Origin of the sequence: Faecalibacterium sp. OM04-11BH, from assembly GCF_003482185.1 — a bacterium.
Classification (GTDB): Bacteria; Bacillota; Clostridia; order Oscillospirales; family Ruminococcaceae; genus Faecalibacterium; species Faecalibacterium tardum.
This window is the reverse complement of sequence record NZ_QULS01000004.1, coordinates 110,293-123,241: the sequence shown is the minus strand read 5'-3', so window position 1 is coordinate 123,241 and position 12,949 is coordinate 110,293. Positions and strand designations below refer to the sequence as shown.

Here is a 12,949-nt window from a genome sequence, read left to right as displayed (position 1 = left end):
TATCATCTATATACAGAACCAGTATAGCATAAGTAAGGTCCCTTTACCACTAAAACGTTTCTTCTGGCCGAAATATTGCAAAAAAGGGCAAAAACAGCAGCCCAAAGCTGTTTTCAGGGCTCTGGGCTGCTGTTTCTCACAGGTTCTTGAAACGGTCAGCGGCACCCTGCTACAGGGGCCTCTCCATTTAGCCGTACAAAAATCGCTCTCCCCGGAACTCAGTGCTTTGTCGCCGACCACCCGTGGCAGTACCGGAGCGACTCTCCCTCGTCCACAGTCCATGTGCCGGACTTGTATCCGCAGGAACCGCAGACCTCGTAATACGTAGCATTCCGATGATAGACTTCGTCCGTCCCGTGGGGATAATGGATGCATTTTACTTCCTCCGGTCCGGTCTCAAACGTGTCTTTTTTTGGGGTTACGCGAGACATTTTCCCACAAGCGTCGCACTCACTGCTCCTGGCAGGAACCGGCTCTGCCTCCTCCAAGGCCTCCTCGGACGTGGAAGCCGCCGTTTCTTCCAATGGATCATCGTCATAGCTTTCTGCATCCGCAAAACCCACCAGGCAAAGGGTCAGGGCCAAAACCATGGCCAGCAGGATCGGGGCGATCTTTTTCATAGAAAAGCACTTCCTCTCTTTCGGTATGTTGGTTTCTGTTTCTCGGAGAGTCCTCTCTAGCTTTATTGTACCATACCGCTTTATTTTTTCAACTATCATCTTATTTTTTTGTGCTCATTTACATTTTCTCAGTCTTGCACCAAAGAGCTGTCTGCTGTGTTTTTTGCCCCACCGGGGCCGGGGGTCCCACCTTGCATCCCGGTTTGTCAATCTTTTATCAAAATGTCGGTTTTTCCCCGTCCCGCCTTATTTTTCACAGTCTGCATCCCTGCCGGGCTTCGTGAAATTACTTAATGTGGGAAAGCCTGTTTATGAAATTTGTTTCTTTTTTGCAAACAGAAGCTTCCATTTATTGCTTTTGGAAAGCTTTTGTGTATAATGATAGACAGGAGAATTTGCATTGCATCGTTCTGTGCTGTCTCCCCCTTATGCGGTGTCCGTACCATAAATGGCGCTGCATCTCCTACACAGAGTTATGTAAGGATCAAACGAAAGTAGAGGTACGCAAATATGGCAAAGTTGGATCTTACCAAGTATGGCATCACCGGCACGACTGAAGTCGTGCACAACCCCTCCTACGAGCAGCTGTTCGCAGAGGAGACCAATCCAGAGCTGGAAGGCTACGAGAAGGGTCAGGTCAGCGAGCTGGGTGCTGTGAACGTGATGACCGGCATCTACACCGGTCGTTCTCCCAAGGATAAGTTCATCGTGATGGACGAGAACTCCAAGGACACCGTGTGGTGGACCAGCGATGAGTACAAGAACGACAACCACCCCGCTTCTCAGGAGGCTTGGAAGGCTGTCAAGGAGATCGCTCAGAAGGAGCTGTCCAACAAGCGCCTGTACGTCGTGGATGCTTTCTGCGGCGCCAACAAGGATACCCGCATGGCAGTGCGTTTCATCGTGGAAGTGGCCTGGCAGGCACACTTCGTTACCAATATGTTCATCCGTCCCACCGCTGAGGAGCTGGAGAACTTCGAGCCTGATTTCGTTGTTTACAACGCTTCCAAGGCTAAGGTCGAGAACTACAAGGAGCTGGGTCTGAACTCCGAGACTGCTGTGCTGTTCAACATCACCAGCAAGGAGCAGGTCATCGTCAATACCTGGTACGGCGGCGAGATGAAGAAGGGTATGTTCTCCATGATGAACTACTTCCTGCCGCTGAAGGGCATTGCTTCCATGCACTGCTCTGCCAACACCGACAAGAACGGCGAGAACACCGCCATCTTCTTCGGCCTGTCCGGCACCGGCAAGACCACCCTGTCCACCGATCCCAAGCGTCTGCTGATCGGCGATGACGAGCACGGCTGGGACGACAACGGCGTGTTCAACTTCGAGGGCGGCTGCTACGCTAAGGTCATCAATCTGGATAAGGAGTCCGAGCCCGATATCTACAACGCCATCAAGCGCAACGCTCTGCTGGAGAACGTCACTCTGGATGCCGAGGGTCACATCGACTTCGCTGACAAGTCTGTCACCGAGAACACCCGTGTGTCCTACCCCATCAACCACATCCAGAACATCGTGCGTCCCGTTTCTTCTGCTCCCGCAGCAAAGAACGTGATCTTCCTGTCTGCTGACGCCTTCGGCGTTCTGCCCCCGGTCTCCATCCTGACCCCGGAGCAGACCCAGTACTACTTCCTGTCCGGCTTTACCGCAAAGCTGGCAGGCACCGAGCGCGGCATCACCGAGCCCACCCCCACCTTCTCCGCTTGCTTCGGTCAGGCTTTCCTGGAGCTGCACCCCACCAAGTACGCTGAGGAGCTGGTCAAGAAGATGAAGGCCAGCGGCGCAAAGGCTTATCTGGTCAACACCGGCTGGAACGGCACCGGCAAGCGCATCTCCATCAAGGATACCCGCGGCATCATCGACGCTATCCTGAGCGGTGCTATCAACGAGGCTCCCACCAAGAAGATTCCCTACTTCGACTTTGAGGTTCCCACCGCTCTGCCCGGTGTCGACCCCGCCATCCTCGATCCCCGCGACACCTACGCAGATGCCGCTCAGTGGGAAGAGAAGGCAAAGGATCTGGCTGGCCGCTTCGTGAAGAACTTCGCCAAGTACGAGGGCAACGAGCACGGCAAGGCTCTGGTCTCCGCAGGCCCCCAGTTGTAAGCTGAATCCCGCATTTTTCTTCGGAACTCCATATAAAATAAGCGCCCGCCCCGTGGTTCTGCTCGAACCATAGGGCGGGCGCTTTGCTGTTTTTCTCGGGTAAACAGAGCGTCGATTGCGTTTTGTGCGGCCTTATGCTATGCTTTTTCCAAGGGAGTTGATAAAATGGATGCCAGAACCTTCGGAAATTATCTGAGCCGGATGCGCAAAGCGCAGGGGATGACACAGGCTGAGCTGGCTGAACAGCTGCACGTTACCGACAAGGCTGTCAGCCGCTGGGAGAGGGGCATCGGTCTGCCGGATATCAACACACTGGAACCGCTGGCAGATGCTCTGGGGCTGACCCTTGCCGACCTTATGCACTGCCGCGCCCCGGAAGAAGCCGATGCCGCACCGACCGTCCAATTGGAAGATTTCTTTACCATGCTGCGCCGACAGCACGCCGTAGATTGGCATTCCGTGCGCACCGCCCTGCTTGGGCTGAGCATTACGCTTGCCTTGTGGGGTGTTTTGGCTTGCCCCGGCACCATTGCGGTGCACTGGCATGGTCTTGGCGATGGTTCTTTTCGGGCAGACGGCTGGATGCATTCTCTCGTCATTTTCCCGTTGTGTGCAGGCATTGAATTTTTATCGCTGGAGATCTGGAACAGTTTTGAACAGACAGGCTATTATCGCCGCTGGGGTGAGATCAATCTTTTCATCATTCATGCCATGTCCTTCGGCACACGCTCTGCCAGATGGATGAAGGTTGTGCTGGATCTTTTGTTTTTCTTTTGCTTTGGTTTTGTGGTTCCATTTGTAGAAGCGTGGATGATTTTTTTGAATTGATGCCACCCATTTCCGTAAAAAAGAGACAGCGGAACGCCCGTAGGCGCTCCGCTGTACCCTTTTTAAAGCATCATTCAGCCCAGCAGTTCCAGCACACCGGCCTTGGGGCGGGCGCCCACAGCCTGACGCACCAGCTTGCCCTGCTCGAACACCAGCAGGGTGGGAATGCTCATCACCCCGAACTGCGCCGCCAAGTCCGGCTGCTCGTCCACGTTCACTTTGCCCACCTTTACATCGGTGCGCTCCTCGGCTACCTCGTCCACCACGGGGCTCAGCATCCGGCAGGGGCCGCACCAGCTGGCCCAGAAGTCCAGCAGTACGGGCTTTTCGCTGTGGAGCACTTCCTGTGCAAAGTTTTCCTTGGTAATGTTGATGACTGCCATATTTTTTCCCTCCTGAATGGGTGTTGTGTTTTACTGACAATATCAGTATACCCCATACGCCGCCCGCTTTTCCGTGACCGGGTCACGCAGGCGCAAAAACCAGCCGTGCCGCATCGGGCGTTGCAACTGCTGTCATAGAAAATTCCTCCGTTTCGTGATTTTTGATTGCACTTATCCAAGCCGTCCGGCAAAACCCGCCGGGCAGTTTACCTTTTGTTATTTATGCGGAGTGGTTTACTCCATGTATGCGCCCTTCATGGAGCTGACAGCGTGCTGAGAGTAGAGTTTCAGCAGACCCTTGGTGTACTTGGGAGCCTTGGGCTTCCAGTTGGCGCGGCGCTCGGCGAGGATGGCGTCCATCTCCTCGGGGGTCTTGGGCTCGCCCTTCACGCCCACAATGGCCAGCTTGCGGTTATGCACGTCGATCTGGATCAGGTCGTCCGGCTCCACCAGTGCGATGGGGCCGCCCACCGCAGCCTCCGGGCTGACATGGCCGATGACCGGGCCGCGGCTTGCGCCGGAGAAGCGTCCGTCGGTGATGAGCGCTACGCTGGAAGCCAGCTTCGGGTCGGCGCAGATGGCCACTCCCCTGAGAACTTCTCAGACGAGTGGGCATTCTTTTTCCCATATTTCCGACTTACTCTTGCAGTCACGCATCCCGATGAGATGTTTCAAGTTTTTGAAAACCGTCAAACTGCCCAAAATACGCCCCTAAAAGTTTACTTGACGCGATTTTAAAATCAATATATAATTGGGTCAGAAACCAATTATAGAAAAGGATGATTTCCAATGGCGCGCAGATACGACAGCAAGGAAGCAAAACGGCGGATACTGACCGCCTGTGTCCGGCTTTTTCTGGAAAAAGGCTACACGAACACCAAGGTGGCAGAAATTTTAAAGGAAGCAGATGTTTCTGCCGGGTCGTTCCAGAATATTTTCCGCACCAAGGACGGCGTGCTGACCGAGCTGATCGGCATGATGTTCAGCAGGCAGTTCGGCGCGGTAAGGCCGCTGGCGGCAAACGCCCCCTCGCCGGTGTACCTCTACGCGGTGGAAACGGCTTTGCAGCTGGCGCTGAGCGAGTTGAGCGAGAATCTGCGGGATATCTATGTGGAAGCGTACACCTTCCCCGCCACGGCGGAGATCATCCACCGCAGCACCACGGCGGAGCTGCAGGCGGCGTTCAGCGCGTATCTGCCCGGGTGCGCCGAGTGCGATTTCTACGAGATGGAGCTGGGCACGGCTGGCATGATGCGCGGCTACATGGCACGGCGGTGCGACCCCTACTTTACGCTGGAGCGCAAAATACGGCGCTATCTGAGCATGAGCCTGAGTGCGCTGCAGGTCCCCGCGCAGGAGCGCGAGCAGGTCATCGCTTTTGTGGCGGAGATCGATATGCTTGCCCAGGCGCGGAAGGTGGTAGATGCCGTGCTTGCATCGCTGTCCGTGCAGTTTGATCTGAAAGGATAACAAGGTTTGATGACAAGGAGGGAGCAACATGAAAAAATGGCTGATCTGGTGTTTGACGGTGCTGGCAATGGTGTGCCTGATACCGGGGATCGCGTTAAACGCTAAAGCAGCAGATTTTATCTATACGTACTGCTTCGTCTGTACGCAACAAAGAAACTGTGAGATCCTCGGATATATAAAAGCTGATTCAACCAAGCATAGGATCCATATAAAATGCTTAGTCTGCGGCAGGGAGAACAGCATTATTTATGGAAATCTTTCGTACCATACCGGCGGCACCGAAACCCCCACCTGTATCACAGGCAAAACCTGTGCCTTATGCGGCGCGAAATACGGTATTCTCGGTCACGACTGGGGCGCGTGGACGCCTAACGGCAACGGCACGCACACCGGCAGCTGCACGCGCTGCTCCGAAGTTAAGACCGCAAGCTGTACCGGCGGCACAGCAACCTGCAGAGCCAAAGCGGTCTGTGAGGTGTGTGGTGGGGAATACGGCGAAAAAGACCCAAATAATCATGCTCTGGTGCAGCACGCAGCAAAAGCCCCCACCTGTACGGAAAAGGGCTGGAACGCTTACGAAACCTGCTCCCGCTGCGACCATACCACCTATGCGGAGCTGCCCGCACTGAACCATGATTTTGTGCAGCACGCAGCAAAAGCCCCTACCTGTACGGAAAAGGGCTGGAACGCTTACGAAACCTGCTCCCGCTGCGACTATACCACCTACGCGGAGCAGCCCGCACTGAACCATGCTCTGGTGAATCACAACGCAAAAGCCCCTACCTGCACGGAAATCGGCTGGAATGCTTACAAAACCTGCTCTCGTTGTGACTATACCACCTATGCGGAGCTGCCCGCACTGAATCATGATCTGGTGAATCACGACGCGCAAGCTCCCACCTGCACGGAAATCGGCTGGAATGCTTACAAAACCTGTTCCCGTTGTGACTATACCACCTATGCGGAACTGCCCGCGCTGAACCATGATTATCAGGCTGTTACCGTAGAGCCTACCTGTGAAACAGACGGCTATACTGTTTTTACCTGCTCCCGCTGCAAAGACAGCTACACCGCAGACCCGACCGATAAGCTGGGGCATCAGTTCGGTGCATGGTCTCCGAACGGAACCGGCTCTCAGAGCGCCGATTGTCTGCGGCAGGGCTGCGCGCACACTGGCAGCACTGATTGCCGGAAGTTTACTTTCCGCACTGCGGAAGGCGAAACGCTGACCTTCTGCCCCGTGTGCGGGCAGGCAGAAAACGCCGTGCAGCTGGAAATGATCGAAGCCGCAACGGCATGGCCGCTCAGCGGCAGCCTTTCTGCGGAGGATGTGACCGCACGGACGAATGGGGAATACCTGAGTGTGGCATTTGAGACCGCAGGCAGCCTGACGCGGCCCACCGGTCGGGTAAGGCTCGCGCTGCCCGCCGGATTGCTGGAAGGCAAAACGCTTGTGCGCATTGCCCCGGACGGCACACAGACGGAGATGCCTTTTGAAACAAAGCGCGGAAAGATCATCCTTACGCTGGATTTTGTAAACAGCGAGCTGCCCGTGATGCTCTTCCGGCTGGTACCCCAGACCGCCGCCCTCTGAATGCTTTTACAGCGGCACGAACAATAAAACGCAAAATGCCCGCCCACCGTGGGTCTCCACAGGTGGGCGGGCTTTGTTATAGGTGGTCTCCTGCGCGATCAGCAGTATGTACTGCCGTCCGGGGCAAAGAACTGAACGTGCTTTTGCCACTGGGTAGGGCTGATGGTGCGGCGGTAGCAGTCGGTCAGTGCCTCTACCGCAGTCTCCGGGGCAAGGGGTGCGCAGCCCGGGCAGTCCAGCACCAGAATGCGGAACCATGCGTCAAAAAGATGCTCGGTGTAGTGGGTGTCCCATGCGCCGCAGCGGGCGTAGAAGCCCAGACGCCGCACGGCCATAGCGGCGTCCCCGGCCTTTTCCGGCATTTCGGCCTCAATCAGGATGGCTTCGGCGTCGCCCTCCTGGGCGGGCAGCTGCGCCAGCAGCTGCGCCCCGATGCCATGGGCGCGGTAGGCGGGCACTACGGCAAAATAATCCAGCTGGCTCACCCGGCAGCCCTCCGGCCGCACCATCAAAAGATAAGCTGCCAGCGTGTCGCCGTCAAACACGCCCCAAGTGTGGGCGGTGCCCTCCGCTTCGCTGGTCAGGATCATGCTCAGGGGCTTCAGCTCCCCGGCGGGGAAGTCCCGGCGCATCTCGTTCAGATACACCTCGGTCAGCTCGGGGCCGGAGAGCAGCCGCCATGTGAAGGTTTTGGTACACATACGATAAAGATCCCTTTCCGATGCTCCTTTGCGCAGCATCACATTTTTTTGCCTTGTCCAGTATAGCATACCGAATGTTTTACCGAAAGTCAATCTGTGCAAACATTGTACCAGCGCCGCCGGTTTTACCAAGGGACTTGCATCCGGGCGCAGAATCGGGTACTATACAGGTAACAGAATTTTTCCCTCCGGCGCTGCCGGAAGGGCAAGCAGATAAAAAGGAGACTTGTACTATGGAATGGACCGATATCCGCCTGACCGTGGCCAAGGCTGATGCCGAAAACGCCGAAGCCGTTGCCACCCTGATCGCCGAGGGCGGCATCTACATCGAGGATTACAGCGACATTGAGCAGCAGGTGGCCGAGATCGCCCATGTGGACCTGATCGAGCAGGAGCTGCTGGACAAGCCCCGGGATACCGTGATCATCCATCTGTATCTGGAGCCGGGCGCTTCTCAGGTGGAGACGCTGGCGCTTATTGCTGCCCGCATGGAAGCCGCCGGCATCCCCTACACCGTGGAGACCGAGGGCGTGGAGCAGGAGGACTGGCAGAACGGCTGGCGCAAATATTATCACCCCATGGAGATCGGCAGCCGTCTGGCTGTGGTGCCCTCGTGGCAGCAGTACGACACCGACCGGGTAAAGCTGATCCTTGACCCCGGCCTTGCCTTCGGCACCGGCGGTCACGAGACCACCAGCCTTTGCCTTGAAGCGCTGGACGAGCAGGTGCGCGGCGGCGAGCGGGTGCTGGATATCGGCACCGGCAGCGGCATCCTTGCCATTGCCGCCCTCAAGCTGGGCGCTGCCAGCGCCGAAGGCGTGGACATCGACCCCGTGGCGGTGCGCACCGCCGGGGAGAACGCTGCCCTGAACGGTGTGCAGGATAAGCTGACCGTGCTGGTGGGCGATTTGTCCGACAAGGCCAGCGGCACCTATGATATCATCACCGCCAACATCGTGGCCAACGCCATCCTCAGCCTTGCGCCCGCCGTGCCCGGCCTGATGGCCGAGGGTGCCACCTTTATTGCCAGCGGCATCATCGACAGCCGCAAGGACGAGGTGATCGCCGGGCTGGAAAAGGCCGGTCTGTCCGTCGTGGAAGTCAAGGAAAAGCGCGGCTGGGAGTGCATCGTCTGCAAAAAGGCCTGAGATTCAAATATTATAAGAAGGAGCGCACAGTATGCCGCACCGCTACTTTACCACCGAGATCTCCGACGGCACCGCCACCCTGCGGGGTGCGGACGCCCATCACCTTGCCCGGGTGATGCGGGCAAAGCCGGGGGATACCGTCATCCTCTGCGACGGCAACGCCGTAGAGTACACCGCCACCATCACCGGCTTTGGGGAGGACAGGGTAGACTTTGCCGTAGAGCCGGGCTACCCCAGCGCCGCCGAGCCCACCGTGGAGGTGACGTTGCTGGCGGGCTACCCCAAGCAGGACAAACTGGAACAGATCATCAAGCACGGGGTGGAGCTGGGCGCGGCGCATATCGTGCCCTTCTTCAGCCGCTACTGCGTGGCTGCACCCAAAAAAGAGGAGCAGAAGAACGAGCGCTACAACCGCATTGCGCTGGAAGCCGCCAAGCAGTGCGGCCGGGGCGTTCTGCCGGACGTAGCCCTGCCGCTGCCGAACTTTGGGGCGGTGTGCCGCAGCTTTGACCAGTACGACCTTGTGCTGTTCTGCTACGAGTGCGGCGGCGCACCCCTGCGCCAGCTGCTGGCGGAGGCAAAGCCCGCCGACGGGCAGAAGCTGCGCCTTGCCATCGTTACCGGCGCAGAGGGTGGCTTTGCCGCCGAGGAGGCCGAAATGGCTGCCAGGGCCGGGGCGAAAACGGTAGGTCTTGGCCCCCGCATCCTCCGCTGCGAGACCGCCCCGCTGGCGGTGCTCTCCGCCGTCATGACCCTGACCGGGAATCTGGAGTAAGCATAAAAAAGAACGTATCTGCTTGACAAATACGCCCGCAATGATTATACTGAAAACAGAAAAGGTGCTGCCCGGCAACGGTCAGCTTCCATACCCTAGACAATCAGAAAAGATTGGCCGTTTGAGTCGGGAAAACTGTGGCGGTCAATCTTTTTTGTTTTGCTTGCTCTCGATGTACTGTAACAAGCCTTCGCCCTCTCAGGCGCTCCCGCGCCAGCTCTCCCAAGGGGAGAGCCAAGCCGTAAGGTTCATTACTGAAGTGTTAGGTGCAATGAGGAAGTTTCCGGCAGTGCTCTTGCCTCTCCCTTTGGGAGAGGTGGCATCGCGCAGCGATGACGGAGAGGGCGAGCCCGCTAAAGTAAAAAACACAACGTCAAAGAGGCTGTTGCACAGGAGTTTGTGCAACAGCCTCTTATTATTTCGCATTATATTACGTTTCGTAAAGCTTTCTCAGCCGTTTTCCCCTGCATCCGGGTGGGCATCGGTGTCCAGCAGAGCTCGCTTTACCTTGAGCAGGTTCTGCGGGCTTACCGAGAAGCTGCGCAGACCGAGGTGCAGGTACTGCGCCGTGTTGGCGGGGTTGCCCACGGCAAGGCCGCATATAGTCACCGGGACGTGGTGCGCGCTGGCGGCATCCATCACCATGGTGATCAGCTTTTTCATGGCCGGGCTGGCGGGGCGGTAGTAATGCTCTGCGCTGGCAAGCTCCCGGTCGGCGGCGTGGGTATACTGGGTCAGGTCGTTGGTGCCGATGACCAGAAAATCGCAGCCGTGGGCTATAAAGTCCTCCACGGTCAGGCAGGCGGCGGGGATGCTCAGCATCACGCCGAACTGGGTGTTTTCGTTAAAGGGCACGCCCCGCTCCCGCAGGCTCTGGCGGCAGTGCTCCACGATGCTCATGGCGGCGTCCCAGTCCTCTACATCGGTCACCATGGGGAACATCACCCGCAGCGGCCCGCGCGCGGCGGCGCGCAGCAAGGCACAGATCTGGGTCTGGAACTGCTGGGGCTGGCGCAGGCTGTTGCGGATGCCGCGCAGGCCGAGCTTGGAGGACTGTGGCCCCTGATTGGCGTCGGCCACGGTGCGGTCGGAGCCAAAGTCGAAGGTGCGCACGGTCACCGGGCAGCCGTTTGCGGCTGCCAGACAAGAGCAGTAGAAAAAATACTGTTCCTGCTCGTCCAGAATGCGCCCGGGCAGCATCATGTAGCCGCTGCGCAGCAGCCCCACGCCCTTGGCACCGGACTGCATGGCGGTGTCGATATCCTCCGGGCCGAAACAGTTGGCCAGCAGCTCAAAGGGTTCGCCGTCCCGCGTTTCATCCGGCAGGCTGTGCAGCTGCTTCATCTCCGCGTCCTCGCGCTGGAGCTGGCAGATGCTGGCTTCTGCCTGCTGGCGGGCGACGGCGTCCGGGTCAAGGATGCAGTTGCCGTTGGTTGCGTCCAGAATGACGGTGCGGCCGTCGCAGTCGTCCAGAAAATCCTTGCCCACCTGCACGATGCCCGGGATATTCATTGCCCGGGCAATGATGGCGGCATGGCTCTGGCCGCTGCCCTCGGCGGTGATGACGCCCAAGATCATGCCGGAGGGCACGCTGAACAGGTCGGTGGGCATCAGCCGGTCGGCGGCAAGGATCACCGGATGATCCAGCGCCAGCCACACCCGGGGACGGTTGGTCAGGATGTTGATCACCCGGCGGGTGGCGTCCAGAATATCCACGCTGCGCAGCTGCATATAGGGGTTATCCTTCATGTTGGCAAGCTGGTCGGCGTAGCGCTGCCCCACCTGATGCATCGCCGCCGAGGCGCTGATGCCCGCATTGATGCAAAAGCGCACCTCGTTCATCATGCCCTCATCGTCCAGCATCATGCTCTGGAACAAAAAGATGGCCTGCTCGGTGGGCGCGGCGCGCTCTGCCATGGAGTCCAGTTCGTTCTGCGCCGTGTGCACGGCGTTTGCCAGCAGCCGCAGCTCCCGCTCCGGGTTGAAAGGCCCGTGGCTGAAGGTCTCCACATGATGTTCCAGCCGGCTCACCTGTCCCAGCACCAGCCCCGGGGAAGCGGATACGCCTTTATAAACCTTCATCTTCTGTCACCTCCGGCAAAGCCGATGCGGTCAAAGTGCGCCACACCAGCGCCTGTAAGAATGTATTGGGCAGCAAAGCGGCCAGCGCCGCCTGTCCGGCGGTGCTGCTGCCCGTAAACAGCGGGGCAAAGCTTTCCATGCGGTCTTTATCGCACGCCGCCAGAAACGCCTGAGCCAGCGTCCGGGTGGTATAAAAGTGGGTGGGGTCCACCCCGGCATCCTCGGCGGCGGCTTCCAGCGGGGCAAGCTGGGCGTCCTTCATCCGTGCCAGCAGTAAAGCGGCATCGGCGGTCAGGGTGACGGGGTACTTCTCCCGCACCTCCTTCTGCACTGCGTCAAAGGCTGCGCGGAAGGCTTCGGCATCGGCGCTGCTGTCCGCACCGCTGTCCACCGCGTAGGCACAGCCCCGGATGCGTCCAAAGGCGCGCAGGGTGTCGTAATAGCCCAGCTCCATGTTGCGCTTTGCGGTGTCGGGGTCGAAGTGCAGGATATCGCCCAGCTCCCAGTAGCTGCGGATCATGGTGGTGGGCAGGCCGGTCAGGTTCGGGCGGGTGATGCCCACGCCCTCAAGGTCCACACAGACCAGCTCCTCTGCGCCCATGGTCTTGGCAAGGCCGGTGGGCATGTTATCGCTGTACCCGCCGTCCAGAAACTTTACCCCGTCGATCTGCCGCGCCCGCAATGCGGGGAAGCAGGCCGCCGAAGCCATCAGGTAGTCCCGCACCTGCCCGGCGGGGATATCCTCCAGCGTCAGCTCCCGGGGCCGCAGCCCGCGCTGCTCCACCGTCACGATGCCGAACCGGATGGGCGCTGCCCGCAGCGCGTCCTCGTCCAGCACCCGTTCCACGATCTCCTCCAGCGGGGTCACGTCCATGCCGCCTTCCTTTACCACCCGGCGCAGAAACTGATGCAGGGCGGAAAGGTCGGCGTTTTCCTCCGGCAATTCCATCACATCCCGGCTGCGGATGGTCAGCCACATATCCCGGGCGGTCTCGTACAGATCCAGCACGAACATGGCACCGTTCAAGCCGCCCACGCTTGTACCGGTAATGATCTGCGGGTGCCAGTCCAGCTCCATCAAAGCCCGCCAGACGCCTACCTGATAGCTGCCCCGCGCGCCGCCGCCTGCCAGCACCAGCGCCTTTTGCGTGGGTTCTCTGCGTTCCATATCCAGCCCTCCCGTGCACGTTCCCGGTATTTTCTAAAATTGTTATAATTATACCATACTTTTGG

Annotated in this window: 11 protein-coding genes and 1 pseudogene; 6 read left to right on the top strand and 6 right to left on the bottom strand. The window is 58.6% G+C overall.

What is annotated here, in order from left to right; genetic code table 11:
- Positions 1-218: 218 nt before the first annotated feature.
- The gene (locus DXB44_RS05530; RefSeq protein WP_147366385.1) at positions 219-719 is read right to left on the bottom strand and encodes a hypothetical protein; all 501 of its coding nucleotides are present in this window, start codon (positions 717-719) and stop codon (positions 219-221) included.
- A 411-nt stretch (positions 720-1,130) separates the two neighbouring features.
- On the opposite strand from DXB44_RS05530, the gene pckA reads away from it, so the two are divergent.
- Positions 1,131-2,735 carry a phosphoenolpyruvate carboxykinase (ATP) gene (gene pckA / locus DXB44_RS05525; protein WP_005921605.1) on the top strand — a complete coding sequence of 535 codons (1,605 nt, stop codon included), beginning with the start codon at positions 1,131-1,133 and terminating at the stop codon, positions 2,733-2,735.
- A 165-nt stretch (positions 2,736-2,900) separates the two neighbouring features.
- Entirely contained in the window at positions 2,901-3,563 is a 663-nt protein-coding gene (locus DXB44_RS05520; protein ID WP_118658013.1) for a helix-turn-helix transcriptional regulator, read from the top strand.
- Positions 3,564-3,637: 74 nt separating this feature from the next.
- Here DXB44_RS05520 and trxA read toward each other — a convergent pair whose 3' ends face one another.
- Entirely contained in the window at positions 3,638-3,946 is a 309-nt protein-coding gene (gene trxA / locus DXB44_RS05515) for a thioredoxin (protein ID WP_005921611.1), read from the bottom strand.
- 234 nt (positions 3,947-4,180) lie between these two features.
- Positions 4,181-4,528: pseudogene (locus DXB44_RS05510) on the bottom strand (dihydroxy-acid dehydratase); the annotation flags it as partial.
- Positions 4,529-4,735: 207 nt separating this feature from the next.
- Here DXB44_RS05510 and DXB44_RS05505 point away from each other — a divergent pair.
- Together DXB44_RS05505 and DXB44_RS05500 are read left to right on the top strand one after the other, a co-directional pair.
- Positions 4,736-5,416, top strand: coding sequence for a TetR/AcrR family transcriptional regulator (locus tag DXB44_RS05505; RefSeq protein ID WP_118658012.1), 681 nt, complete (start codon positions 4,736-4,738; stop codon positions 5,414-5,416).
- A gap of 475 nt (positions 5,417-5,891) precedes the next feature.
- Positions 5,892-7,010 carry a hypothetical protein gene (locus DXB44_RS05500; RefSeq protein ID WP_147366383.1) on the top strand — a complete coding sequence of 373 codons (1,119 nt, stop codon included), beginning with the start codon at positions 5,892-5,894 and terminating at the stop codon, positions 7,008-7,010.
- A 98-nt stretch (positions 7,011-7,108) separates the two neighbouring features.
- On the opposite strand, the gene DXB44_RS05495 is transcribed toward DXB44_RS05500, so the two are convergent.
- Entirely contained in the window at positions 7,109-7,711 is a 603-nt protein-coding gene (locus DXB44_RS05495; protein ID WP_118658010.1) for a GNAT family N-acetyltransferase, read from the bottom strand.
- A 233-nt stretch (positions 7,712-7,944) separates the two neighbouring features.
- On the opposite strand from DXB44_RS05495, the gene prmA reads away from it, so the two are divergent.
- Both prmA and DXB44_RS05485 read left to right on the top strand, forming a co-directional pair.
- Positions 7,945-8,859 carry a 50S ribosomal protein L11 methyltransferase gene (gene prmA / locus DXB44_RS05490; RefSeq protein ID WP_005921620.1) on the top strand — a complete coding sequence of 305 codons (915 nt, stop codon included), beginning with the start codon at positions 7,945-7,947 and terminating at the stop codon, positions 8,857-8,859.
- A 31-nt stretch (positions 8,860-8,890) separates the two neighbouring features.
- The gene (locus DXB44_RS05485; RefSeq protein WP_118658009.1) at positions 8,891-9,634 is read left to right on the top strand and encodes an RsmE family RNA methyltransferase; all 744 of its coding nucleotides are present in this window, start codon (positions 8,891-8,893) and stop codon (positions 9,632-9,634) included.
- 450 nt (positions 9,635-10,084) lie between these two features.
- Here DXB44_RS05485 and DXB44_RS05480 read toward each other — a convergent pair whose 3' ends face one another.
- On the bottom strand, positions 10,085-11,716 hold the full coding sequence (locus tag DXB44_RS05480; RefSeq protein ID WP_097779048.1) for a putative PEP-binding protein: 1,632 nt from the start codon (positions 11,714-11,716) through the stop codon (positions 10,085-10,087).
- On the bottom strand, positions 11,703-12,884 hold the full coding sequence (locus DXB44_RS05475) for a patatin-like phospholipase family protein (RefSeq protein ID WP_118658008.1): 1,182 nt from the start codon (positions 12,882-12,884) through the stop codon (positions 11,703-11,705). The genes DXB44_RS05480 and DXB44_RS05475 overlap by 14 nt, the downstream gene beginning before the upstream one ends.
- Between the last annotated feature and the right edge of the window lie 65 nt (positions 12,885-12,949).

Bases quoted from the DNA above. Each gene is read 5' to 3' on its own strand.
- DXB44_RS05530 (WP_147366385.1), bottom strand. From the start codon at position 719: ATGATAGTTGAAAAAATAAAGCGGTATGGTACAATAAAGCTAGAGAGG.
- pckA (WP_005921605.1), top strand. From the start codon at position 1,131: ATGGCAAAGTTGGATCTTACCAAGTATGGCATCACCGGCACGACTGAA.
- DXB44_RS05520 (WP_118658013.1), top strand. From the start codon at position 2,901: ATGGATGCCAGAACCTTCGGAAATTATCTGAGCCGGATGCGCAAAGCG.
- trxA (WP_005921611.1), bottom strand. From the start codon at position 3,946: ATGGCAGTCATCAACATTACCAAGGAAAACTTTGCACAGGAAGTGCTC.
- DXB44_RS05505 (WP_118658012.1), top strand. From the start codon at position 4,736: ATGGCGCGCAGATACGACAGCAAGGAAGCAAAACGGCGGATACTGACC.
- DXB44_RS05495 (WP_118658010.1), bottom strand. From the start codon at position 7,711: ATGTGTACCAAAACCTTCACATGGCGGCTGCTCTCCGGCCCCGAGCTG.
- prmA (WP_005921620.1), top strand. From the start codon at position 7,945: ATGGAATGGACCGATATCCGCCTGACCGTGGCCAAGGCTGATGCCGAA.
- DXB44_RS05485 (WP_118658009.1), top strand. From the start codon at position 8,891: ATGCCGCACCGCTACTTTACCACCGAGATCTCCGACGGCACCGCCACC.
- DXB44_RS05480 (WP_097779048.1), bottom strand. From the start codon at position 11,716: ATGAAGGTTTATAAAGGCGTATCCGCTTCCCCGGGGCTGGTGCTGGGA.
- DXB44_RS05475 (WP_118658008.1), bottom strand. From the start codon at position 12,884: ATGGAACGCAGAGAACCCACGCAAAAGGCGCTGGTGCTGGCAGGCGGC.